The 22,556-nt window shown below is 68.6% G+C and carries 24 protein-coding genes; 1 reads left to right on the top strand and 23 read right to left on the bottom strand.

The window, feature by feature from the left end:
• Positions 1–21: 21 nt before the first annotated feature.
• On the bottom strand, positions 22–246 hold the full coding sequence (locus ACOJUJ_RS20490) for a hypothetical protein (protein ID WP_420128768.1): 225 nt from the start codon (positions 244–246) through the stop codon (positions 22–24).
• Positions 247–345: 99 nt separating this feature from the next.
• Between ACOJUJ_RS20490 and ACOJUJ_RS20485 the strand changes: the two genes are divergently transcribed.
• Positions 346–624: a helix-turn-helix domain-containing protein gene (locus ACOJUJ_RS20485; protein WP_420128767.1), complete on the top strand. Its 279-nt coding sequence runs from the start codon at positions 346–348 to the stop codon at positions 622–624.
• Between the two features lie 38 nt (positions 625–662).
• On the opposite strand, the gene ACOJUJ_RS20480 is transcribed toward ACOJUJ_RS20485, so the two are convergent.
• The 22 genes from ACOJUJ_RS20480 to ACOJUJ_RS20375 all read right to left on the bottom strand — a co-directional run bounded on the left by ACOJUJ_RS20480 (position 663) and on the right by ACOJUJ_RS20375 (position 22,494).
• Positions 663–1,640, bottom strand: coding sequence for a DUF6602 domain-containing protein (locus ACOJUJ_RS20480; RefSeq protein WP_420128766.1), 978 nt, complete (start codon positions 1,638–1,640; stop codon positions 663–665).
• A 31-nt stretch (positions 1,641–1,671) separates the two neighbouring features.
• Entirely contained in the window at positions 1,672–2,550 is an 879-nt protein-coding gene (locus ACOJUJ_RS20475; RefSeq protein WP_420128765.1) for an NAD(+)/NADH kinase, read from the bottom strand.
• Positions 2,550–4,496, bottom strand: coding sequence for a 1-deoxy-D-xylulose-5-phosphate synthase (dxs, locus tag ACOJUJ_RS20470; protein ID WP_420128764.1), 1,947 nt, complete (start codon positions 4,494–4,496; stop codon positions 2,550–2,552). Before dxs ends, ACOJUJ_RS20475 begins: the two co-directional genes overlap by 1 nt.
• 201 nt (positions 4,497–4,697) lie before the next feature.
• On the bottom strand, positions 4,698–4,964 hold the full coding sequence (locus ACOJUJ_RS20465; RefSeq protein ID WP_420128763.1) for a type II toxin-antitoxin system RelE family toxin: 267 nt from the start codon (positions 4,962–4,964) through the stop codon (positions 4,698–4,700).
• On the bottom strand, positions 4,961–5,170 hold the full coding sequence (locus ACOJUJ_RS20460) for a hypothetical protein (RefSeq protein WP_420128762.1): 210 nt from the start codon (positions 5,168–5,170) through the stop codon (positions 4,961–4,963). Before ACOJUJ_RS20460 ends, ACOJUJ_RS20465 begins: the two co-directional genes overlap by 4 nt.
• Positions 5,171–5,345: 175 nt before the next feature.
• A complete protein-coding gene (locus tag ACOJUJ_RS20455; RefSeq protein ID WP_420128761.1) occupies positions 5,346–5,807 on the bottom strand; it encodes a divergent PAP2 family protein in 462 nt (153 codons plus the stop codon).
• Entirely contained in the window at positions 5,804–6,745 is a 942-nt protein-coding gene (locus ACOJUJ_RS20450; protein WP_420128760.1) for a polyprenyl synthetase family protein, read from the bottom strand. Before ACOJUJ_RS20450 ends, ACOJUJ_RS20455 begins: the two co-directional genes overlap by 4 nt.
• Positions 6,742–6,999, bottom strand: a complete 258-nt coding sequence (gene xseB / locus ACOJUJ_RS20445) for an exodeoxyribonuclease VII small subunit (protein ID WP_420128759.1) — start codon at positions 6,997–6,999, stop codon at positions 6,742–6,744. The genes ACOJUJ_RS20450 and xseB overlap by 4 nt, the downstream gene beginning before the upstream one ends.
• Positions 7,000–7,111: 112 nt before the next feature.
• Positions 7,112–7,423, bottom strand: coding sequence for an endonuclease domain-containing protein (locus ACOJUJ_RS20440; protein WP_420128758.1), 312 nt, complete (start codon positions 7,421–7,423; stop codon positions 7,112–7,114).
• A 389-nt stretch (positions 7,424–7,812) separates the two neighbouring features.
• A complete protein-coding gene (gene xseA / locus ACOJUJ_RS20435; protein ID WP_420128757.1) occupies positions 7,813–9,192 on the bottom strand; it encodes an exodeoxyribonuclease VII large subunit in 1,380 nt (459 codons plus the stop codon).
• Positions 9,189–10,100 carry a bifunctional 5,10-methylenetetrahydrofolate dehydrogenase/5,10-methenyltetrahydrofolate cyclohydrolase gene (locus tag ACOJUJ_RS20430; protein ID WP_420128756.1) on the bottom strand — a complete coding sequence of 304 codons (912 nt, stop codon included), beginning with the start codon at positions 10,098–10,100 and terminating at the stop codon, positions 9,189–9,191. The genes xseA and ACOJUJ_RS20430 overlap by 4 nt, the downstream gene beginning before the upstream one ends.
• Positions 10,101–10,103: 3 nt before the next feature.
• Positions 10,104–10,916: a TIGR00282 family metallophosphoesterase gene (locus ACOJUJ_RS20425; protein WP_420128755.1), complete on the bottom strand. Its 813-nt coding sequence runs from the start codon at positions 10,914–10,916 to the stop codon at positions 10,104–10,106.
• Positions 10,917–11,332: 416 nt separating this feature from the next.
• A complete protein-coding gene (gene rny, locus ACOJUJ_RS20420) occupies positions 11,333–12,907 on the bottom strand; it encodes a ribonuclease Y (RefSeq protein WP_420128754.1) in 1,575 nt (524 codons plus the stop codon).
• A gap of 757 nt (positions 12,908–13,664) precedes the next feature.
• Complete coding sequence (locus ACOJUJ_RS20415; RefSeq protein ID WP_420128753.1) at positions 13,665–13,973, bottom strand: cell division protein ZapA; 309 nt, start codon at positions 13,971–13,973, stop codon at positions 13,665–13,667.
• Entirely contained in the window at positions 13,970–14,305 is a 336-nt protein-coding gene (locus ACOJUJ_RS20410; RefSeq protein WP_420128752.1) for a hypothetical protein, read from the bottom strand. Before ACOJUJ_RS20410 ends, ACOJUJ_RS20415 begins: the two co-directional genes overlap by 4 nt.
• Positions 14,289–16,649, bottom strand: a complete 2,361-nt coding sequence (pheT, locus tag ACOJUJ_RS20405; protein WP_420128751.1) for a phenylalanine--tRNA ligase subunit beta — start codon at positions 16,647–16,649, stop codon at positions 14,289–14,291. The genes ACOJUJ_RS20410 and pheT overlap by 17 nt, the downstream gene beginning before the upstream one ends.
• Positions 16,650–16,851: 202 nt before the next feature.
• Entirely contained in the window at positions 16,852–17,877 is a 1,026-nt protein-coding gene (gene pheS / locus ACOJUJ_RS20400) for a phenylalanine--tRNA ligase subunit alpha (RefSeq protein WP_420128750.1), read from the bottom strand.
• 14 nt (positions 17,878–17,891) lie between these two features.
• Positions 17,892–18,416: a hypothetical protein gene (locus ACOJUJ_RS20395; protein WP_420128749.1), complete on the bottom strand. Its 525-nt coding sequence runs from the start codon at positions 18,414–18,416 to the stop codon at positions 17,892–17,894.
• Positions 18,417–18,683: 267 nt separating this feature from the next.
• On the bottom strand, positions 18,684–19,043 hold the full coding sequence (gene rplT, locus ACOJUJ_RS20390; RefSeq protein WP_420128748.1) for a 50S ribosomal protein L20: 360 nt from the start codon (positions 19,041–19,043) through the stop codon (positions 18,684–18,686).
• Positions 19,044–19,078: 35 nt separating this feature from the next.
• Positions 19,079–19,273, bottom strand: coding sequence for a 50S ribosomal protein L35 (rpmI, locus tag ACOJUJ_RS20385; RefSeq protein ID WP_420128747.1), 195 nt, complete (start codon positions 19,271–19,273; stop codon positions 19,079–19,081).
• Positions 19,274–19,279: 6 nt separating this feature from the next.
• Positions 19,280–19,930, bottom strand: a complete 651-nt coding sequence (gene infC / locus ACOJUJ_RS20380; RefSeq protein WP_420128819.1) for a translation initiation factor IF-3 — start codon at positions 19,928–19,930, stop codon at positions 19,280–19,282.
• 635 nt (positions 19,931–20,565) lie between these two features.
• The gene (locus tag ACOJUJ_RS20375) at positions 20,566–22,494 is read right to left on the bottom strand and encodes an FUSC family protein (RefSeq protein WP_420128746.1); all 1,929 of its coding nucleotides are present in this window, start codon (positions 22,492–22,494) and stop codon (positions 20,566–20,568) included.
• Between the last annotated feature and the right edge of the window lie 62 nt (positions 22,495–22,556).

Raw genomic sequence — 22,556 nt, 5'->3', positions numbered from 1 at the left:
GTGTAACGCTAACTGATGCGGCTACGTCGCGACAGGCGCATCCGAGCGCGCCCACTCCGCTGCCGACGCCGCCGCCTCCCGCAAATCCTCTCCGAACTCCAACACCGCCTCAGCCACACCCGGCTCCATCGCAAGCTCGTCCTCCGGAACGAAGCGGGCGAGCTTAACCGTGGATGTCGCGATTGCTTCGAACGCCGCAAAGCGGTCCGACAGCATCTCCAGCAGCCGCGCGGGCGATCCATCCATCCTCATAGCTGTCTCTCTCATCGTATGTTGATGCTCATAGTCATCAGTGTACGATACGTATAGTCCGTGGACACATCGTCGTCAAGGGCCGCATCTTCCATGCGACGCTACTCTGTCCACTATCAACGATGGTGTATCTTGGGCGCCCTCTCCCGAGCCGAGATCCTCAAGCGTTTCGGCGATACCCTCCGCGAGCACCGTCAGCGCGCCGGCCTCTCACAAGAGAAGCTGGCGGCCAAAGCGGGCATCGACCGCACGTATGTGGGTGGGGCGGAGCGAGGCGAGCGGAACGTAGCGCTGGTGAACATTGTGCGCTTGGCGGAAGCGCTTGGCACTGTGCCAGCGGAGTTGTTGAGACGTCTGGGAGGGGAGGAATGACGGGGCTACGCGTACTGCAGACTTCCCGCATTACCGCTTTAGGTGAAGTCATTTTCAAGGAGAATTGCTAGGCCCGTGTGCTCATCCAGTTCTTCAGCATCTCCCTCTCGATAGTGGTACTCTGGATCGAAATCACCCCAAGCAGAAAGTAGTGCACCACCCCGGCGACCGAAGTGCCTCAATGTTGCACCCAAGAGCCGGTAAACGAGTTTTTCCAAAGATGACGTCAGGTTCGAATGCTGCCGATACATATAAGGACGCCGCTTAAACCGTTCACGATTGGCCTTGTAAACTGGAACTAACGGAGGTCCCCAGTTATGACCAATCGTCAAAGCCTTAGGCTTAAGATGAACAAACGACTTCGGGAGTAGCCGGTCGAAATACCACGTTGCCTCCGTCGAGGGATCTCCCGGGTCGATTGATTCCATGACTTCAACTAGCCGAGAATGCAAATCAATCCTGCCAAGCAAGTTGTTCCTCAATGTGTCAACAATCAACTGGTGGACGCTTCCGGGACTTCTTGGCACATCGTAGAAGAGCCCGAACTTATAAATTGGTGCTAGATCTGCGGGTTCGCGGTATGCGAGATCAAGCTCTGTGAGCGAAAGAAGATTGTCGATAGTTTCTTTGTAGTCCCTACGGGCTGCACCCGATTTGACACTAATAGCGGCAATCACTGCCTCGGGTGGTACTATCACGAACGACTCTGCCCGAAATACCGCTGGATAGTGTATAGCATCCCAAACAAGCACGTCAATCTGTTTACTATTAGGCTTTCGCTCAAACCCATATACGACTCCTGAATCAATTCCGACACCGGCGGGCAGGACTTTTCGTAAAAACTCACGGACGAGTTCCTCGCGTGCAGCTCCCAAAATGTAGGGTTGTTTATTCCCGAGCAGCGTCTGTGCTCTGTTCCGAGTTACAATGAATTCCTCGACATGACCAGCAGCAAATGCCCGAAAAGCCGGAAGGTACTGTCGATGCTCCGGGAAGTTGTCGTATTCTGATGACACTGTTTTTACCTAGAGGTACGTAGCGGATCTATTACTCCCGCTCGGCCAGGTCGCCCCACTTGAGCTTGCGGCGGAGGGTCTGGAAAAAGGTCTGGCCGGCGAAGCGTACCAGGCGCACGGGCTGCTCGGCGCGGCGGGCGACGACCTTCTGGCCAGGGACCAGGCGCTCGTGCTCCTGGCCGTCGATGGTCAGGATCAGTTCCTCGGTGGGCGACAGCACCTCGACGGTGATCGTCTCGTCCGCGGGAAGGATGAGCGGGCGCACGCCCAGGGTGTGCGGGCAGATGGGGGTCGCGATGATGCAGTCCACCGACGGCGAGACGATGGGCCCGCCAGCGGAGAGGGAGTAGGCCGTGGAGCCCGTGGGCGTGGCCAGGATGATCCCGTCCGCGCTGTAGCTGCCCACCACGTCCCGCTGGGCGCGCATGCTCAGCCGGATCACGCGCGCGGCGCCGGTCTTGTGCAGCACCGCGTCGTTCAGCGCCAGGTGGGTCTTCCCCGCGCGTCCGTCGCCGTCCTCCGCGTGCACCGCCAGCACCATCCGCGCGTCGATGTCGAAGTCGCCGGCCAGCCAGTGCGCCAGCGCCTCCTCCACCGCGTCGGGCGGCGCGCTGGTCAGAAAGCCCAGGTGCCCCAGGTTGATGCCCAGCACCGGCACCCCGTCCGCCGCCACCATCCGCGCCCCGCGCAGCAGCGTGCCGTCGCCGCCCAGCGTCACCAGCAGGTCCAGCTCGCGGCAGATGTCCGGCGTAAGCTCGTGCGCGCCGTCGCCCACGTGCCCGGCCAGGTCGGGCTCAAAGAATAGCGAGACCGCCTCCCGCCCGGCGAACGCCTGAAGGCGGGCGACGGTCTCGCCCAGGATTGCGTAGTTGCTGTGGCCGACGACCCCGATGCGGCGCGGTTCCGCCATCAGGCGGTCTCGGCCAGCTTTCGCAGCGGCTTGCCCAGCAGCTCACGGGCGCGCGCGGCGATCCCCTCCGCCGTAAGCCCCAGCTCCGCCAGCAGCTCCGCGCGCTCGCCGTGCTCCACGAAGCCGTCCGGCAGCCCCATCGTCGCGCCGCGCACGCCCGGCCAGCGGTCGTTGATGAAGCGGCGAACGTACGCGCCAAAGCCGTTGGCGTCCGTCCCCTCCTCCACCGTCAGCACGTAGCCGTGGCCGGGGAACAGCCGCTCCAGCGTGCGCTCATCCAGCGGCTTGATGTAGCGGCAGTCCACCACCGTCGCCTGCACCCCCTCGCGCTGCAGCGCCTCCGCCGCGGCGATCGCCGGCAGCACCATCGTCCCCGTGGCCAGAATGGCGACGTCCTTGCCCTGCCGCAGCGTCTCCCAGGTGCCGACCGGGATCGCCTCGATCTCCGCCACCGGCTTCGGCAGCGCGGGCACGCCGTCGCGGGGGATGCGGATGCAGAAGGGGCCGCCCGTGTGCCCCAGCGACGTCCGCATCAGCCCGATCAGCTGGTCCGCGTCGCGGGGCGCCGTGATCGTCATCCCCGGCACGGCAAGCATGTAGCCGATGTCGATGCCGCCGTGGTGCGTGGGCCCGTCGTCGCCCGCGATGCCGGCGCGGTCCATCACGAACGTCACCGGCAGGTCCTGAAGCGCCACGTCGTGCACGATGTTGTCGTACGCGCGCTGCAGAAAGGTGCTGTAGATGGCGACCACCGGCTTGATCCCCTGCGTCGCCAGCCCGGCCGCGAAGGTCACCGCGTGCCCCTCGGCGATCCCCACGTCGAAGAAGCGGCCGGGGTGCGCCTTTTCAAAGATGTCCGTCCCCGTGCCGCCGGCCATGGCCGCGGTGATGGCGACCACCTTTTCGTCCGTGTTCGCCAGCTCCGTCAGCGCCTCGCCGAACACCTGCTGGTAGCGCGGCATGGCGACCGCGCCGGACGGCTTCTTGAGCGGCGCGCCCGTCTCCTTGTCGAAGAGCGCCGCCGCGTGCCACTTCACCTGGTCCGCCTCGGCCGGCGCGAAGCCCTTGCCCTTCTTGGTCAGCACGTGCACCAGGCGCGGGCCCTTCATGTTCTTGACGCCCTCCAGGGTGCGGATCAGCGCGTTGACGTCGTGCCCGTCCACCGGCCCCGCGTAGCGAAAGCCCAGCTGCTCGAACAGCATGCCGGGGACGAACATCCCCTTCATGGCGTCGTCCGCGCGCACCGCAAAGTGCTCCATCATCTCGCCGATGGTGCCCAGCCGGCTGGGCGCCGCGTGGATGAGCTTCTTGATCTCCTCACGCAGCCGGTTGTACACCGACGAGGTGCGGACGTCGGTGAGCGTCTTGTGGATGCCCAGGTACTTGTGCAGCGCCCCCACGTTGGGGGAGATGGACATCTCGTTGTCGTTCAGGATGACGATGAGGTCGCGGTCGGTGTGGCCGGCGTTGTTCAGCGCCTCGTACGGCAGCCCGCACGTCATGGATCCGTCGCCGATGACGGCGATGACCTCGAAGTCCTCGCCCTTCAGGTCGCGCGCGGCGGCCACGCCCACGGCGGCGGAGATGGATGTCCCCGCATGCCCCGCGCCAAAGACGTCATAGTCGCTCTCGTCGCGGCGAAGGAAACCGCTGAGCCCGTTGCGCTTGCGGATGCTGTCCATCCGCTCGTTGCGCCCGGTGAGGATCTTGTGCGGATACGCCTGGTGCCCCACGTCCCAGATCAGCTGGTCGCGCGGGGTGTCGAAGACGCGGTGCAGCGCCACGGTAAGCTCTACCGTGCCCAGGTTGCTGCCAAAGTGCGCGCCCTTGTGCCGCGATACCACGTCGATCACGCGGTCGCGCACGTCCACGCACAGCTCCGGCAGTTGCGCCTCGGGCAGCGCGCGCACGTCTTCGGGGGTCCTGACGGTATCCAGAAGCGACAAGGCTCGTCCTCGGTTCCACTCGTGTCCAGGCGCGGGGCAGCATGGTCCGCGCCACCGTCAACTTACCGCACTGAGCGCCACTCGTCCAATCATCTGTCGCGCAGAGCGGTAACACCGCCGCGCGATTCCGCTTTATAGTATAAAGCGGACACCTGTGCGTCAACTACAACGCAGAATCGACAAGTGGGTGAGGGGGGACGATTACGGAAAGTACCGGTAGATATCGCCACGAGGCAGGACGCGAATGAAGACGACCGTCTGCTCTTCTACTCGCAGCCCGATCCGGTATTCACCGGTGCGGATTCGGTAGTAGGGTCCCACGCCGGTCATCTTCTTGAGGTTTGGCACGCTCCGCAGGTCGACTGCCTGCTCGACAGTGAGGATCGCATTACGGACCTGCTCTCCCACGACTGCGTCGGGGAGCTTGCGGAGATCCCGGAGAAACGCAGGCGTGAACTCCGTCTTCACTTCAGGGCGTCCAGGGCCTGAAACACTTCCTCCCGGGACACGCGCTCGCCAGTGTCACCTTCCTGAATGGCACGCGTAAGCGCGAAGTCTTCGAGTACTTCGGCCAGCACGTCGCGCAGCAGGTCGGACCGCTCTTCGAGCACCTCTACAAGGGCCGCCTTCAGCGCGTCTTTCAACTGTTCGGGGGCGATCGACGGAGCAACCATGGGTGTGTCCTGGGTCTGGGGGCGGGTAGTTCGATCACAAGCTTAATGAAGGTCCCTGAAGCAACGCCAGTGCCTCGACCTCCGCCAGACTCGCGGTGCGCGTAGAACCTGTCGGGCACCGTTGATTCCGGGCGGTCATGGTGCCGTCGCCGCACCACGACCGCGGGATGATCTTCTACGGATGCAGCAGGAACGCCAGAACGGCGCCGTACAGCGCACCTACCAGCACCTCGAGCGGGGTGTGGCCCAGCAGCTCGGCAAGGCGTTCGGGGGTGATCTTGTGGTGCTCGTGCAGGTCCTCGACCAGGCGGTTGAGGATGCGGGCCTGCTTGCCGGCCGCGCGGCGGATCCCCGTGGCGTCGTACATGGTGATGACGGAAAAGAACGCCGCCACCGCGAAGAGCGGCGAGCCCCACCCGTGCCCGATCCCCACCCCCACGCTCAGCGCCGTAACCGACGCCGAGTGCGCCGACGGCATCCCCCCCGTGCCGATCAGCCGGGTAAAGTCCGGCCGGCGGCGGCGGAAGATGGAACGGATGAACTTGAAGCCCTGCGCCGTGAGCATCGCCAGAAAGGCGAGCGCCAGCGGCGGGTTCCACGCAATCAGCGGGGCGAACAGCTCGCGCAGCGCGTTCACCGGCCGCGCTCCAGCACGTACGCCGCCAGCGCCTCCAGCTCCGGCGAGTGGATGTCCACCGCGCGCAGCGCATCCACCGCGTGTCCGGTGCGCTCCACCGCCATCTCCCGCGCCCGCTGGAGGCCGAAGAGCGAGGGATACGTCGCCTTGCCCGCGTCCACGTCCTTCCCCGCCGTCTTCCCCAGCTCCTCAGCCGTGCGCGTGACGTCCAGCACGTCGTCCACGATCTGAAAGGCGAGCCCCAGCTCGTTGCCGTACGCCGTCAGCGCCTCCAGCCGCGCCTCATCCGCCCCGGCGGCCATCGCGCCCATGCGCAGCGACACGGCCAGCAGCGCACCCGTCTTCAGGCGGTGGATGCGCTCCAGCCCGTCCGCATCGACCGTCGCGCCGGGCTGCTCGCCGATCAGGTCCAGCCACTGCCCGCCCACCATCCCCTGCGCAGCGCCGGCCCGGCACAGCTCGCCGATCATGCGGCCGCGCGCCGGCGCGTCCAGCCCCAACTCGCGCGCGGCGTCATCCAGCACCCGCACCGCCGCGGGGATGAGCGCCGCGCCCGCCAGCACCGCCGTGCCGGGATCGAAAACCACGTGCACCGTAGGCCGGCCGCGGCGCAGTTCGTCGTCATCCATGCACGGCAGGTCGTCGTGCACCAACGAGTAGGTGTGGATGATCTCCACGACGCACGACAGGCGGTACACGGCGTCCGGCGCGGGCCCGGGCCGCAGCAGGCGGTATGCGGTAATGCAGAGCGCGGGGCGCAGCCGCTTGCCGGGCGTGGCGAGCGCGTACTGCATCGCCTCGCGCAGCACGGTAGGCGCGCCCTCCACGCGCGACGACGCGAGTGCGGAGAGGGCGGCGTTCACCCGGCCGCGCTCGGCGCCCAGGAACGCCTCCACGTCGAACGAGGCTGGCGGATCGGTCACGGCGAGCGGGGTCACGGCTCTTCGCGAAAGTCTTCCAGGCGCGAGCCGCCGCTGCCGTCGTCCAGCAGCTGGCGGATACGCTCGTCGGCGCCCTGCAGCACGCCCTCGGCAAAGCGCAGCAGCCGTACGCCCTCCTCGAACAGGGCCAGCGACTCGTCCAATTCCAGCGACTCGCCCTCGATGCGCCCCACGATCTCGTTCAGGCGGTCGAGCGCGGCCTCCAGCGTCCAGCCGGCGTGCGGGTCGGTGGATGGGGATGTGATGGTCATATCTTCTACTACGACGATTTGATTCGGTCTGGTGCGAGGGGCCAAATCCAACGCGACCCTCCGCGCCCCCTCCGCTCGCACCTCCCCCAAAAAACCCTGGGGGAGGTTGGGGTTATGCAGGCTGCGCTGTGTGGACTTGTGATGCAGCGGCGGCCGCAATTTCCTGCACTACCTTCGGTAGTTCGTGCAGCACCTGCTCGTTGCGGAAGCGCAGAACTCGGTAGCCGTATGCCTGCAGCACCTTCGTTCGCTCCGCGTCCCGCTCCGCCTGCTGGTCATGCACCCCGCCGTCGACTTCGATCACCAGCTTGTGCGACGGGCAGTAGAAGTCCAGGACGAAGCGGTCCACCGGGTGCTGGCGTCGGAACTTCAGGCCGGCCACCTGTTTCTTCTGCAGCGCACCCCACAACACCTCTTCGGCCATGTGGGCTGGCGACGCATGCTGCGCGCCGCCTCCTCCAGCTCACGCGAAGTGCCACGAATCGTTCTGCGCATCGGATTTCTCCATCCGCACCGTACCGTGATTCACCTCCACCAGTTTTTGGAGGAGGTGCGAGCCTAAGCGAGCGGAGGGGCCGCTAGCCAGGCGCGCCACACCTGCCCCCCCACCACGCAGAATCGCAGTTCAACCTCCCCCAGTCCTTTTTGGGGGAGGTGCGAGCCTAAGCGAGCGGAGGGGGCGCTGGCCAGGCACGCCACACCTGCCCCCACCACGCAGCATCGCAGTTCAACCTCCCCCAGTCTTTTTTGGGGGAGGTGGGCGAGTGGTGCGAGCCCGGAGGGGGCGCGGCGGTAACACTCCACCGCCTGCTCTTACTCCACCCCCTCCGCCGTCCCCCCCATCCCCTCCACCCGCGCCTCCACCGTCCCATCCACCACTCGCAGCCGGAACGGCTCACCCGGCCGGAAGTCGGCGGTGCGGCGCAGGACGCGGCCGGCGGGGTCCAGCGGCACGGCAAAGCCGCGGGCCAGCGTGGAGAGCGGCGACAGCGCGTTCAGCCGGGCGGCGAGGGAGGCAGCCTGCTCACGGCGGCGGCGGATCAGGCGGTCGCCTGCGTCGCGCAGGTCCAGGCGCGCGTTGAACAGCGTATCGCGGCCGCGGTCGACCTGGTCGCGCGTGCAGCGCGCCATTCGCTCGCGCAGGTCCGAAAGCTCGCGGCGCACCGCGTTGGCATCCGGCACCGCCGCCTCCGCCGCGGCGGAGGGCGTGGGCGAGCGCAGGTCCGCCACCAGGTCGGCGATGGTAAAATCCGTCTCGTGCCCCACGGCGCTGATCACGGGCACCGGCGATTCCGCGATGGCGCGGGCGACGATCTCTTCGTTGAACGCCCACAGGTCCTCGATGGATCCCCCGCCCCGCCCCACGATCAGCACGTCCGCACACCCCGCCGCGCCGATGCGGCGGATAGCCTCCGCGATCTCCGCGGCGGCACCCTCGCCCTGCACCCGCGCGGCGCTGAGGACGATGCGCGTCCACGGCGCGCGGCGGCGGATGACGGAGATCACGTCGCGCAGCGCCGCTCCCGCAGAGCTGGTGACCACCCCCACACACGCCGGATGGGGCGGGATCGGCCGCTTGCGGTGCGGCGAGGTCAGCCCCTCCGTCTCCAGCTTGGTGCGCAGCCGGTCGATGGCCAGCTTGAACAGCCCCTCGCCCTTGGCCTCCAGCTCCGAAACGGAGAGCTGGAACTCGCCGCGCCCCTCGTAAATCGTCAACCTGCCGAGGACGCGCACCTCCATCCCCTCGGCGGGCTGCGTGGGGAGGCGCTTGGCCTCCTCGCGCCACATCACGCAGCGGATCTGCGCGTCGCGGTCGCGCAGGCTGAAGTAACAGTGCCCGGAGCGCGCGCGGGTAAAGTTGCTCACCTCGCCCGAGACCCAGAGCGCGGGGAACATCCCCTCGATCAGGTGGCGCGCAGCGGAGTTCAGCGTCGACGGCGTCCATCCGCCCTCCGGCGCCTCCGCCTGTGCCTTGCTCGCCGAACGTTTCCCGCGCTTCGGCTTGACCGGGAGCAGGCCCAGGATACCAGGCTTCGCGGGCGTCTCCAACTCCACCACCGCCTCGATGGGGTCGTCCGGAAAGCCCGCGTCCGCCTGCTGCGCGGCCACCAGGCGCGCCACGTCCTCGTTGCGCGTCTCGTTCAGCGGCTCGGGTGTGGAAGCCGCGGCGGCGGAGAACAGATCCCAGGTCACCGCGCGACGGCCGGCGTGCGGCGGTGGGTGCGGTCGTGCGCGCGGCGGGCCGCGGTGATGGTGTTGCGCAGCAGCATGGCGATCGTCATCGGCCCCACACCGCCGGGGACGGGGGTGATGGCCGACGCCACCTGCGACACCGCGTCAAAATCCACGTCCCCCCTGATCAGGTAACCCTTGGGCGCCGCGGGATCGTCCACGCGCGTGACGCCTACGTCGAACACGGCGGCGCCGGGCTTGACCATGTCGCCCGTGATCAGCCCCGGCTTGCCCACGGCGACGACCAGGATGTCGGCCATCCGCGTGTGCTGGGCGAGGTCGGCGGTGTGGCGGTGGCACAGGGTGACGGTGGCGTTGGGCCCCGGCGCCATCAGCAGGCTCGCCAGCGGCTTGCTGACGATCAGGCTGCGGCCCACGATCACCGCGTGCTTGCCGTGGGTGTCGATGCGCTCGCGCCGCAGCAGCTCCATGATCCCCTCCGGCGTGGCGGGGACAAAGCCGTTGGGATCGCCCACGAAGGCGCGGCCCACGTTCATGGGATGGAACCCGTCCACGTCTTTGGCGGGACTGACGCGCTCCAGGAACAGCTTGGGGTTCAGGTGCGGGGGGAGCGGAAGCTGAACGAGCATCCCGTGGATCCCGGGGTCCGCGTTCAGCCCGTCGATGGTGCCGAACAGCTCGTCCGCGGTGCTCTGCGCCGGAAGCTGCACCAGGCGCGAGTGCATTCCCGCCTCGTGGCACGCGCGCGTCTTGCTGCGCACGTAGACCTCGCTGGCGGGGTCGTTGCCCACCAGCACCACGGCCAAGCCCGGCACCGTGCCTTCGGCGCGCAGCTGCGCCACCTCGGCCGCCGCCTCGGCGCGGATGTCGCGCGCTACCGCCGCCCCATCGATGATCCTTGCCGCCATGCCCTATTTCCGTTTGAACTCGCCCTGGAGCACCCGCTCGTAGGGAACGTTTACCCGCTCGATGGAGCGCGCAAGTCCGGTGGCCTCATCTACATCCACCACCGCGCCCTGCAGGTGCAGGTCGCCGTCGGCGGGCTGCATCCGCTCGCCGCGCGCCACCTTGAGCTGCCGCTCGATGCTGATGTCGGCCTTCATCCCGATGATGCCGTCCAGCCCGCCCGTGAGCCCCAGGTCGGTGATGCGCGCGGTTCCTTTCGGCTGCACCCACTCGTCCGCCGTCTGGCAGTGCGTGTGCGTGCCCACCACGGCCGCCACGCGCCCGTCCAGGTAGCGCGCGAACGCCTGCTTTTCGCTCGTTGCCTCGGCGTGGAACTCGACGACGATCACGTCCGCCTGGTCCTTGAGCTCGGCGATCATGGCGTCCGCGGCGCGAAAGGGATCGTCGATGGGGGACATGAAGGTGCGTCCCTGCAGGTTCATCACCGCCAGCCGCGTCGTCCCCACGTTGATGACGACGGATCCGCGCCCCGGGTTTCCGGGCGGGTAGTTGGCGGGGCGCAGCAGGCGCGGCTCCTTGTCCAGCAGCGGAAGGATCTCCTTCTTGTCCCACACGTGGTTGCCGGTGGTGATCACGTCCACCCCGGCTTCCTTGAACTCCGCCACCGTCTCGGGCGTGATGCCGAACCCGCCCGCCGAGTTTTCGCCGTTGGCCACGACGACGTCGGCGCGCACGTCCGCCTTTACCAGCCTCACCAGCTGCTTGAGCACCCGCCGCCCCGGTGAGCCGATGACGTCCGCCACGAAGAGAATCCGCACGTGATCTTTCGATGTTGATGAAGACCTGAACAGGCGACGCCGCACGTAACGAGCGTCGCCGAAAGGCACCGAACTGCGTCCGCGGGGGTGCCCCTCCCCCGGCCCCTCCCCGTTCGTTCCTCACGGAGAGGGGAGAGTTCGATCCCGCGCGACAGACCTCGCTCCCACACCACCCCTCCCCCGCCGTTTGGGGGAGGGGTCGACCGCCGTTGCGAGGAACGAGCAAAAGGCCGGTCGGGGGAGAGGGCCCGCCCGCCGCGCGCCGAAGTCTACATCGCCAGGCCCGCTCGCGCGACCCTTATCCGAAAATAAACCGAAACACCTCCGGCTGTCCATCGGACACAATCAGACACGAAGGGCCCGCGCTCCCTGTATCGGGTGGCGCGGGCCCAACTTGCACTGCGTCAGGGCCAGGATCAGCGGGCGAAATCCACCGCGCGCGTTTCGCGAATGACCACGACCTTGATCTGCCCCGGATACTGCAGCTCGGCCTCGATGCGGCGCGCCGTTTCTTCCGACAGGCGCGTCATCTCCTCGTCCGACACGGCTTCCGGCGTCACCAGCACGCGCAGCTCACGGCCGGCCTGGATGGCAAAGCAGCGCTCCACACCGGGAAAGCTGGTGGCGATCTCCTCGAGCTTCTCCAGCCGCTTGACGTACGTCTCGAACATTTCGCGCCGCGCGCCCGGGCGCGACCCGCTGATGGCGTCGCCCGCGGTGACCAGGAAGCTCTCGGGATACAGGTGCGGCTCCTCGTCGTGGTGCGCCTTGATGGCGTTGAGCACCTGCGCCGGCTCGTTGTACTTCTTGCACAGGTTGTAGCCCAGTTCCACGTGGGTGCCCTCGTGCTCGTGAGTCATCCCCTTGCCCACGTCGTGCAGCAGGCCCATGCGCTTGGCCAGCGTGGCGTCGAAGCCCATCTCCGCGGCCATGTTGCCCGCCAGGATGGCCACTTCCTTGGCGTGCAGCAGCTGGTTCTGCCCGTACGAGGTGCGGAACTTCAGCCGCCCCAGCACCTTGACGATCTCGGGGTGCACGCCGTGGATCCCCAGCTCGTACAGGATCTCCTCGGCGGCCTCGCGCATCCCGTTCTCCACCTCCTTGCGCGCCTTGCCCACCACTTCTTCAATGCGCCCGGGGTGAATGCGCCCGTCGGACACCAGCTTTTCCAGGGCGATGCGCGCCGTCTCGCGCCGCACGGGATCGAACCCGCTCAGCACCACCGCTTCCGGCGTGTCGTCGATGATGACGTCGATGCCGGTGGCCTGCTCGAACGCGCGGATGTTGCGCCCCTCGCGGCCGATGATGCGCCCCTTCATCTCGTCCGACGGCAGCGCGACGACGGAGACGGTGGTCTCGGCCGTGTGGTCGGCGGCGATGCGCTGGATGGCCAGCGAGATGATCTTCTTGGCCTCGCGCTCGGCGTCGCGCTTGGCTTCTTCCTTGATCTCGCGGACGCGCTGGGCGCCCGCCGCGCGGGCCTGCTCCTCCATGTCGTGCATCAGCTGCCGGCGCGCCTCGTCGGCGCTCAGGCCGGCGAGCGTCTCCAGCCGGTGCTGCGCCTCGCCGATGCGGTTGGACAGCTCCACGGACTGCTGCTCCACCTGCTTTTCGCGCTCGCCCAGCTTCTGCGCACGGCGCTCCTGCGCCTCGCCCTTCTCGTCCAGTTGGTGCAGCTTGCGATCGAGCGTCTCGGTGCGCTCCTGCAGCCGGCGCTCCAGGCGGTCCACCTCGTCGCGGCGCTTGGCTTCTTCGCGCTCCCACGCTTCGCGGGAGCGGATGGCCTCTTCGCGCCCCTTGAGCACCTCGGCCTTGCGCAGGCTCTCGGCCTCCTGCTGGGCGGCGGCGAGAATGCGGCCGGCCTCGTCCTGCGCGGTGGCTTTCGCCGCGGTCAGGCGGGCCTGGGTACGCGAATCGGTGACCGACTTCCCTGCAAAGAAGCCGACTGCGCCCGCGACCACGGCCGCGGCGACGATCAGCAGAATCTCCATCGTGTGTCTTTATTCTCAGCGCGGGCGTACCCGCGGCCGGTGCAAATGAAAACGGTGGCCGAGCCCGATCACCCCGCCACCGTTGGACTGCTGAGCCCTGCTCAGGCCGTGCGGCGGGAGAGGGCCGCAACGGGAAAACATACGCTCAGTTACGTGACCGTGGCAAGAGCACCAGACCCTGTGCACCGGCCGGAACCACGAAGAAATTGCCTCACACGGAGTCAACGGAGTTAACGGAGTTCGTACGAGGTTGACTCCGCCGATTCGGCCCGAGCCCTCCGTTCAGGAGAAACGAGAGTACTTCTCGGTCCGGGCCCTGCCGTGCGACAACAGCGTGCCTCAATCGGAGGAAGCGAAGCTTGCCAACACCTCTCCGTGCACCTCCGTCCGCCCCACCTGTCATCCTGAGAGAGGCGCCTCCCGAACTGTCGGGGACACGCGGCAGCCCGTGCGCCGACCGAAGGATCTCTATCCGATGCGCGACGAGCCCTGCCTTACGCCCAGGGTCCTCGGAGGGTGTTGCTACACCGTACAATAGCGTGACTTCCTGAGGCTGAGGGAGGCGCCGACCAAAGAATCTTGCCTACGCGTCTCAGCCACTTGAACGGCTCCCGGGGGCTGGGTCTCGCGCGACCCGACAAAGATCCTTCGGTCGCGCGCAAGCTACTGTGGTCAGGCAAGTTATGGGCGTGCGCTCCCTCAGGATGACAGTGGGGGCCCGGGGGAGCGAAAGTCGACGTCAGGTGAGGCAGGAAAATCAGCCCGGCGTCTGCGCTTCTTCGAGGATCGCGGCGAGATCGGCGGTCTTCTGCTCGATCTCGGCGCGGAGGCGGTCGACCTCCTGGCGGGCGCGGAACAGCTCGTCGGTGATGGAGAGCGACGCCAGGATTGCCGCGCGGACGGGCTCCAGCGTGGGAAAGCTGGGAAGCGCGCGCAGGGTGTCGTCCACGTGCTGGGCGACGGCGCGCGTGTACTCGGGCGGCATGTCGGAGCGCAGCACGTGCCGCTCTCCGGCGATCTCTACCGTAACGGACTGCCGCGGGGGCGGCGCCTTGCGGCGGCTCACGGGCGATTCTCCAGCACGGACAGGCGCGCCAGCAGGCCGCTGACTCGCTGCCGCGCCTCGGCGGCGCGGCTGGTGAGCAGAGCGTTCTCCGCGCGCAGGCGCCGCAGCTCGTCCCCCGCCTCGTCGGAGGGCATCGGGCCCAGCGAGGTCAGCTGCTCCAGCTCCGTGCGCAGGCGCTGCACCTCGTGCTCGGCCTCCAGCGCGCGGCGGCGCCACTCGCCCAGCGCCGACACGGCACCGCGGGCGGCGTGCTCCAGCCGCTCCCACGCCGGCGTCTCGGCCGGCGCGGGCGCGTCCGCGGGGAGTACGGGGGGATCAGCGACGCCGGACACCGTGCCGCTCCTCCAGCGCCGACAGCACGCTCGTCACGGCGCCGTCTACCTCCGCGTCCGTCAGGGTGCGCTCCGGCGCCCGGAACCGCAGCCGGAACGCCAGGCTGCGCGTCCCCTCCGGAATCCCCTTCCCCTCGTACAGGTCAAAGGGATACGCGTCCTCCAGCAGCGCCCCCGCCGCCTGCCGGATCGTCCCCGACACGTCCGTGCCACGAATGGTCGTGGGGACGATAAGGGCCAGGTCGCGCTCGGAACCGGGATGCACCGGCAGCGGCTGGTACGTCACCGCCCGCCGCGACGCGACCGCATCCGGAAGCCGCACCTCCAGCACGAACACCGTCCCCGCCCACGCGGGCACGTCCACCTCGCCCTCCGCGGCGGCGCGGCCGTTGCCCTTGTCGTGTCCATCCACCGAAACCGTGAACCGGCCATCCGCCGCATCCACCACGGCGCCCGGATGCTGGGCGGCGAGTTCCTCCATCAGCCCCTTCAGGTCCCACGCGTCCCACTCCGGCGCGGGGCCGGACCAGTGCGCGGGTCGGCTGGTGCCGGTGAAGGCCGCCGCCACCCGCCGCTCCTCGCGCGGCAGCCCACCGCCATCACCCGCGGTGAAGACCGTGCCCACCTCGAACAGCCGCACGTCGCGGACGCCGTGCGCCAGGTTGTGCTCCAGCCGCCGCAGCAGCCCGGGAACCAGCGACGTCCGCAGAAAACCCTCCTCCGCCGAAAGCGGGTTCAGCAGCGGCACCGCGCCCGGCGACTCCGGCGCGAACCCCGTCGTCACCGACTCCAGGAATCCCCAGCGCGCCAGCAGGTCGCGCACGCGCCGCTCGACGGCGACGGACGGATGCTCCGGAACGGCGGTGGGGCGGAAGGGGCGCATGGCCTCGGGGAACGAGCCGTAGCCGCGGCGCCGCGCGATCTCCTCGATCACGTCGACCTCCGCCGTCACATCCGGGCGAAATCCGGGAACCAGCACGCGCATGGGCCGCGGCCGCGTGTTGACCTCGAAGCCGATCGGCTCCAGCAGCTCGGCGATCTCCTTGGCGCTGATCGGCACGCCCAGCACCTTTTCCACCCGCTCCTCGCGCACGCCCACCTTCAGCCGCTCGAAGGGGTGCGGCACCAGGTCCACCGCGCCCACGGCCTCCCCGCCGGCGACGGCCAGGATCAGCTCGATCACGCGCTTCATGGCGGCGGGCTGCCCCTCGGGGTCCACGCTGCGCTCGAAGCGGTGCGAGGCGTCGGTGTTCAGCCCCAGCCGCCGCGCCGCTTTGCGCACCGCCTTTGGATCGAAGAGGGCGACTTCCACGAACAGGTCCCTCGTCGTCTCGCTGACCTCGCTGTTGGCGCCGCCCATGACCCCGGCCAGCGCCACCGCGCCCTCGCCGTCCGCGATCACCACGTCGGTGGGCTCCAGCACGCGCTCCACGCCGTCGAGCGTGGTCAGCCGCTCGCCGTTCTGCGCGCCGCGGATCTCGACGCGCCCGCCGCGCAGCAGCGCCAGGTCAAAGGCGTGAATCGGCTGCCCCAGCTCGTGCAGCACGTAGTTGGTGGCATCGACCACGTTGTTGATCGGCCGCACGCCGACGGCGCGCAGCCGCGTCGCCAGCCACTCCGGCGAGGGCGCCACCGCGACGCCGCGGATGACGGCGCCCATGTAGCGCGTGCACCCCTGGTCGTCCTGGATCTGCACCTCCACCCCGCCCACGTCGAGTTCGCGGCGCCCCTGCTTAACGGGGCACGCGTGGCCGCGGTCGCCGGGGAACTTGGGCAGCTTGATGCCGTCCTCGCCACCGGGCGCCAGCTCGCGCGCCACGCCCAGGTGCGACAGCAGTTCGCCGCGGTTGGGCGTCACGTCCACCACCAGCTGCCAGTCGTCCAGCCCCAGCGCCTGGCGAAAGTTGGTGCCGGGCGAAAAGTCGCCGCGCAGCGCCATCAGCCCCGCGTGGTCGCGCCCCAGCCCCAGCTCGCGCGCGGAGCACAGCATTCCCTGCGACTCCTCCCCGCGCAGCTTGGCCTTTTTGATCTCCAGCCCGCCGGGAAGCGTGGCCCCGACCGGCGCGAACGGATACAGCCCGCCCGCCTCCACGTTGGGCGCGCCGCACACCACCTGCAGCGGCGCGTCGCCACCGGCGTTGACGGTGCAGATGCGCAGGCGGTCGGCGTTGGGGTGCTGGCGCACCTCGTCCACGCGCGCGATCACCACGTCGCCGATCTGCCCGCCCAGGTCCACGATCTCATCCACGGGCGCGCCCAGCATCGCCAGGCGTTCGGCGAGCTCCTGCGGGGTGCCCTGCAGGCCGGGGGCAATGGATTGGAGCCAGCGATAGGAGATGTTCATGACTGACAGGGAATAGGGAATAGGGAATAGGGAATAGCGGGCGATGGATTCGGTGCGTCCGCGGGGTCCCTGCCCCTTCCCGGTTTTTTGTCGTTGCTTCGGCCTCTCAGGAACAAGGGATAAGGATGGGAATCAGGGATGCCGTGCAGTTTTCCCCTGCAGGCTATTCCCTATTCCCTATTCCCTATTCCCTTCTTCTACCTCACGCGAACTGCTTCAAGAACCGCATGTCGCTCTCGTACAGCAGCCGGATGTCCGGCAAACCGTAGCGCTGCATGGCGATGCGGCCAGGGCCCATGCCGAACGCGTATCCCGTGTACTTCTCCGGATCGTAGCCCACGGCCTCGAAGACGTTGGGATGCACCATGCCGCTCCCCATGATCTCCATCCACCCCGTCTGCTTGCAGGCGCTGCACCCCGCGCCCTTGCAGATGCGGCACGACACGTCCACCTCCGCCGACGGCTCGGTGAAGGGGAAGAACGACGGCCGAAAGCGCGTCTTGGCGTCGGCGCCAAAGAAGCGGCGCACGAACTCGCCGATGGTCGCCTTGAAGTCGGCGAAGGTGATCCCCTCGTCCACCGCCAGCCCTTCCAGCTGCGCAAAGCCGGGCGCGTGGCTGGCGTCGAACGGGTCGCGGCGGTACACCATCCCGGGAACGACCACGCGCACGGGCGGCTGAAAGTTCTCCATCACGTGCGCCTGCGCGGGCGACGTGTGCGTGCGCAGGACGACGCCGTCGGCCAGGTAGAAGGTGTCGTGCATGTCGGCCGCGGGGTGGTCCAGCGGCGTGTTGAGCTTGCTGAAGTTGTAGTCGACCGTCTCCACCTCCGGGCCGGCCACGCGGCTGAAGCCCAGGTCGCGAAAGATGTCGCAGATCTCGTCGATCACCAGCGTTACCGGGTGCACGCCGCCCTCCCAGCGCCGCCGGCCGGGAAGGGTGAGGTCAATGCGCGGCCCCTGGTCCGCCGCGCCGGCAAAGCCCGCCTCGCGCTCCTCCAGCAGCACGTTGAGCGCTTCCTTGACCCGGTTGGCCTCCGCGCCCACCGCGGGACGCTCCTCGGCGCTGAGCTCGCCCAGGCGGCGCAGGATGCCGGTAAGGCGTCCCTTGCGGCCCAGGTACTCAATGCGCAGCGCCTCCAGCGCCGCGGCGTCGCCGCCGGCGCGCACGGCGTCCAGCCCCTCCGCCTCAAGCGCCTTCAACTGCCCAATCAGCTCGTCGACCGCCATCGCCCCGTACGTGTTCAGGATTGTGGGCTCTTCGTCCCCGGCCGCCCGCAGCGGGCCAGGATCCTCTCTATCCTGCGCGAGGGAACGCCCAGCACCTCGCTGCGCAGCGCCTCGTCCGCCGTTCCCCGCCCGATCGTCATCACCGCCCCGCCGTCGGTGACGTTGGTGGCGCCGCCCGTTCCGTCGGTCATGTCCACCACGACGCTGGTGGTGGCCGCCCCCGCCCTGCGCATCTCGCCATAGCTCATCAGCCGGCCGGCACGATCCAGCATCACCGTGGCGGTACGCATGTCACCCTCCGCGGCGGGCCAGCCCATCTGCACGATGCCGAACCCGCTGGGCTGGCGGTGCGAGATCTCGCACTCGCCCTGCTCCACGTCCGGTACCAGTTGCGCCAGGGGAATCTCCCCCATCCCCACCCCGTTCACCGTCCGCCCGGCAGCCGCAACGCCGGGCTCGATCCATTCCCCTTCGTCGGGCTGCGTGCACGCGGCTTGAAGGCACAGCAGGATGGACAGAAGGATGAGCGATCGCGGCATGATGCTTCGTTCCGGATGAATGCGCGTTCCCTGCACCCTCTGAATTGAGCGAACCGGCCCCGCTTTGGCTACCCCGCAGGGAGGCGGACAGGTAGACATGGGGACAAAAAGACGCGGTCCCCAGCCCCGACACGTCCCGGATCTCCCGACGCAGGTTGGTTATTCCCTATTCCCTGCTCCCTATTCCCTCGTCTCCTACCCGCAAACGAAAGCGGCGCCGGAGGATCAACCCCGGCGCCGCTTGCGCAAGTCTGGAGCGTGCTGCGCTCAGGCAGCCAGCTGCGACTTGGCGGCGCTGGCCAGCTGCGTAAACGCGTTGGGATCGCGCACCGCCAGGTCGGCGAGCACCTTGCGGTCGATCTCGATGCCGGCCTTGTTCAGGCCGTCCATCAGGCGCGAGTACGAAAGCTCGTTCTGACGGGCCGCCGCGTTGATGCGGATGATCCACAGGCGGCGGAACTCGCGCTTGCGGTTCTTGCGGTCGCGGTACGCGTACTTATGTGCGCGCTCCACGGCCTCCTTGGCCGTCTTGTACAGGTTCTTGCGCCGGCCAAAGTAGCCCTTGGCCTGCTTGAGGATCTGGTTCTTGCGCTTGAGTCGCGCAACGTTGGTGCTTACACGCGGCATTTCAGCCTCCCGTTACAGATGTCGTCAGGTTGCGGTCAGGAGGCCAGAAGGCGCTTTACGCGCTTCTCGTCGGCCTTGGCGAGCATGGTGGTGCCGCGCAGCGCCCGCTTCCGCTTCGGCGACTTCTTGGTCAGGATGTGGCTGTGGAACGCGCTCCCACGCTTCACACGGCCCTTGGCCGTGACCTTGAAGCGCTTGGCGGAGCCGCGATGGCTCTTCATCTTGGGCATCGTATACTACCTTTCGTCCGCGGCCGTCGCGGCCGCGGTGGGTTGGCTGGTCTGTTGCTGCGGCTGCGGCTTGGCCGCCACGGGGGCAAGCACCATCACCATGCTGCGTCCTTCGAGCATGGGGTGGGCTTCCACCTTGGAAACGTCCTGCAGCTCCTGGAACACCCGGTCCAGCACCTTTCGCCCGTATTCCGGGTGCGCCATCTGGCGGCCACGGAACATCATGGTGAGCTTGACCTTGTTCCCCTCTTCGAGGAACCGCTTGGCGTGGCGCACCTTGAAGTCGAAGTCGTGCTCCTCGATCCCCGGGCGCATCTTCACTTCCTTCAGCTGCACGTGGTGCTGCTTCTTGCGCGCCTCGCGCGCCTGACGCTGCTCCTCGTACTTGAACTTGCCGTAGTCCATGATGCGGCAGACCGGCGGCCGGGCAAGCGGCGCGACCTCTACCAGGTCAAGCCCCTGCTCTTCCGCGATCTCCATCGCCCGTTCGATCGGCAGAATTCCGAGCTGCTCACCATCCGTGCTGATCACGCGGACGGGGCTGATCCGGATCTGCCGGTTCACACGCATCTTCTCGTTGATACGCCGCTCTCCCTTGGTCGGGTTGGTGCCGGAAACAAAAAGACGGACCTGAAGCATTCGTTCAGGTCCGTCCATGCGCTGCACGAACGGACCGGTCCCGGGGGACGGCCGCTCGCGCCTCGCGCGGACCTGGCAGCATCGGGCCCCGAAAGGCGCCGAGCCGAACAGGTGGAGGACCCGCCGGTCCCCACTTTCCAGCAATTTCGCGCGGTAATCTAGCCCCGCCCCCCGGCTCGTGTCAACCGGCGGCGGGCGGTTGTCGTGCAGGAGCGAGTGAGGCGCGACACCGGCGCTGGGTCTGGGGCGATTGAAATCGCGTCTGGAAGAGCACGAAGTCCACCTGCGTGGACTGTAGCCGCGGCACCTTCGCGCACGAGCCGGCCACGGAAACGCCGACGGCAGGCTTCTCATACCATCCCCGGAGTTCCGTGCCGTGAAGGGAACCATTTTCACGCGGAGGAGCGGAGAAAACAGAAGAGGCGCGGAGGGAACGCCCAAAACGCCTCCGCGCCTCATCAGTTCCTCCGCGGCTCCGCGTGATGCTTTTCCGTTGTTCCTCTGATTGCACAACGAACTGAGAGAAATGGTATCAGTCGCACGCAGGGTTCATGGCGTACGTACGAGGATGGGCGGCGCTCCTTCGAAATGACAGGTGGCGATGCACGGTTCATCCCCAGGTTCAGCCCGCCCGCCGATGATCGGACTCCTGTTCACGTGAGCTGCGCGCGGGCGCGGGCAAGCTCGGCGAGCACGGATTCGGCGCGCACCAGCGGGGCGGCTTCCTCCGTCTGCGCGGCGTCGGCCATGGCGCCGGCGGCGGAAAGCTCGTCGCCGGCGCGGCGCTCCTGGAGGGCGGCGATCCGCTCGCGCACGCACGCCACCCGCCGCCGCAGCGCGTCCGCATCCACCGCGTGCAGGTGAAAGAGCATGCGCGCCACCAGCCGGTGCACCCAGTAGCGGGCCGTGAGCGCCAGCACCAATTGGCGGTTCAGGTCGCGCGCGCGGCCGCCGGGGACGGCGGCGATCAGCGGCAGCATGCCGGCGCGCAGGGCACCGACGGCGCGGTCCAGCCCCTGCACGCCCGCCAGCATGGCGCGATCGGCGCCGCCGCGCTGCGAGGGCGCGTCGGCGACGGCCGCGAGCAGCGTGTCCATGGCGCTGAAGTAGCCGGCGAACGCCTCGTCCACGGCGGTGCGGGAGCGCTCGGGGAGCACAAAGTATGCGGCGCCGGCGCCCGCCGCCGCGCCAACGACCGTTTCCGCCAGGCGCAGCAGCATCACGTGCAGCGTCAGCATCCCCATCAGGTCGTACATCAGCGCGAACAGGATGGTGATCATCCCCACCATGGCCACGGGCGACGCCTGCAGCATCCAGTATCCCACGAACAGGAGGGGAAAGATGGCCGCCAGCTCCAGCGCGCTGCGCCCGGCCAGCAGGTAGCCCGCCAGCATTCCCCCCGCGATCCCCGCCGCGGTGCCCAGCGTCCGCTCCACCGCGCGGCGAAGCGTGGCCCCGCGCGACCCGCTGTTCACGAAGACCATAAAGGCGCTGATGGCCGCCCAGTACCAGCGGTGCGGCGAAAGCAGGTGCCCCAGGGCGATGGCCCCGGCGCCCGCGACGGCCACCTGCAGCGCCGTGCGGCCGGAGCCCCGCGCCCAGAGCGGCACCGGTTCGGCATCCGCGGGCGGCGGCTCGGGCTCATCCCCGTCGTCATCCTCCGCCAGCGCACGCGCGCCGGCGATGGGCGGCTCGGGTCGGCCCGCGGCGGCGGCTTCCAGCGCGTCCAGGTGCGCGCGGAGCCGCTCGGCGGGATCCACCGGCGGAGCGGCGAGCGCGGCACGGGGCGCGGCCGGACCCTCCAGCGCGCGCAGCACCAGCAGGTGGCTGAGCGTCACCACCGCGAACAGGTGCCGCTGGAACGAGGGTTCGCGGGGAATGGTGCCCGGCGCGTCGCGCAGCAGGTCGTGCAGCGGCAGCACCACCTCGTCCACGCGGGTGGAATCGTCGGTCAGCCGCGCGCGTGCGTCCGCGCGCCCGGACGCGCCTCCGCGCACCTGCTCCGCGTGCGCGGCAAGCGTCTCCGTGCGCGCGCGCAGCGCGAAGAGCAGGTGGCGCAGCGTGCGCTCCGGGCGGTCGGCAAGGACGACGATGCGCATCAGCCCCGCGGCGGCGACGCCCAGGCAGACGGCCAGCAGCAGCCACGGGAGGCGATCCACCGTCGCGGCGGTGAAGAGCGCGAAGAAGAAGGTCATGAATCCCACCATCCCCAGCCCGCGCCCGCCCGGACCGAACCCGCCGGCCCACGCCGCCATCGACATCACGCCCACGAACGCGGTGAAGCCCAGCAGCGCATGTCCGGCCAGCAGCGCGCCCAGCGACACCGCCGCGGCGGCGACCAGCGCGGCCAGCCCCATCGCGCGCGCCTGGGCGGCGCGGCCGACGCCGGCGATGGCGGTGGCCGTCACCATGGCAACGGAAACGGCGAGCAGGGGCACGGTGGGGGGCTGCGCCGCGGCGCGGGCCAGCGGGAACGCGGCCGCCAGCGCAGCCGCGACGGCGAGCGTGGTGCGGCCGGCGACGAGGGTGCGCTGAAGGCCCGGGTCCGCGGCCAGCAGCTGGCGGCGCAGGCCGCGGTGCATCAGCACGATCGGCGCGGGAAGGCGGGAGATGCCGGCATGCGGCGCCGGTAGAGCAAGATCGG

This window comes from Longimicrobium sp., from assembly GCF_048594345.1.
Taxonomy (GTDB): domain Bacteria; phylum Gemmatimonadota; class Gemmatimonadetes; order Longimicrobiales; family Longimicrobiaceae; genus Longimicrobium.
The sequence above is the reverse complement of the archived record's forward strand: the minus strand, read 5'-3'. Positions and strand labels throughout refer to the sequence as shown.

What these genes read in the sequence shown, in the direction of transcription:
- ACOJUJ_RS20490 (WP_420128768.1), bottom strand. Translation starts at nt 246, where the DNA reads ATGGATGGATCGCCCGCGCGGCTGCTGGAGATGCTGTCGGACCGCTTT.
- ACOJUJ_RS20485 (WP_420128767.1), top strand. Translation starts at nt 346, where the DNA reads ATGCGACGCTACTCTGTCCACTATCAACGATGGTGTATCTTGGGCGCC.
- ACOJUJ_RS20475 (WP_420128765.1), bottom strand. Translation starts at nt 2,550, where the DNA reads ATGGCGGAACCGCGCCGCATCGGGGTCGTCGGCCACAGCAACTACGCA.
- ACOJUJ_RS20460 (WP_420128762.1), bottom strand. Translation starts at nt 5,170, where the DNA reads ATGGTTGCTCCGTCGATCGCCCCCGAACAGTTGAAAGACGCGCTGAAG.
- xseB (WP_420128759.1), bottom strand. Translation starts at nt 6,999, where the DNA reads ATGACCATCACATCCCCATCCACCGACCCGCACGCCGGCTGGACGCTG.
- ACOJUJ_RS20440 (WP_420128758.1), bottom strand. Translation starts at nt 7,423, where the DNA reads ATGGCCGAAGAGGTGTTGTGGGGTGCGCTGCAGAAGAAACAGGTGGCC.
- ACOJUJ_RS20430 (WP_420128756.1), bottom strand. Translation starts at nt 10,100, where the DNA reads ATGGCGGCAAGGATCATCGATGGGGCGGCGGTAGCGCGCGACATCCGC.
- rny (WP_420128754.1), bottom strand. Translation starts at nt 12,907, where the DNA reads ATGGAGATTCTGCTGATCGTCGCCGCGGCCGTGGTCGCGGGCGCAGTC.
- pheT (WP_420128751.1), bottom strand. Translation starts at nt 16,649, where the DNA reads ATGAACATCTCCTATCGCTGGCTCCAATCCATTGCCCCCGGCCTGCAG.
- pheS (WP_420128750.1), bottom strand. Translation starts at nt 17,877, where the DNA reads ATGGCGGTCGACGAGCTGATTGGGCAGTTGAAGGCGCTTGAGGCGGAG.
- ACOJUJ_RS20395 (WP_420128749.1), bottom strand. Translation starts at nt 18,416, where the DNA reads ATGCCGCGATCGCTCATCCTTCTGTCCATCCTGCTGTGCCTTCAAGCC.
- rplT (WP_420128748.1), bottom strand. Translation starts at nt 19,043, where the DNA reads ATGCCGCGTGTAAGCACCAACGTTGCGCGACTCAAGCGCAAGAACCAG.
- rpmI (WP_420128747.1), bottom strand. Translation starts at nt 19,273, where the DNA reads ATGCCCAAGATGAAGAGCCATCGCGGCTCCGCCAAGCGCTTCAAGGTC.
- infC (WP_420128819.1), bottom strand. Translation starts at nt 19,930, where the DNA reads ATGGACGGACCTGAACGAATGCTTCAGGTCCGTCTTTTTGTTTCCGGC.
- ACOJUJ_RS20375 (WP_420128746.1), bottom strand. Translation starts at nt 22,494, where the DNA reads ATGCACCGCGGCCTGCGCCGCCAGCTGCTGGCCGCGGACCCGGGCCTT.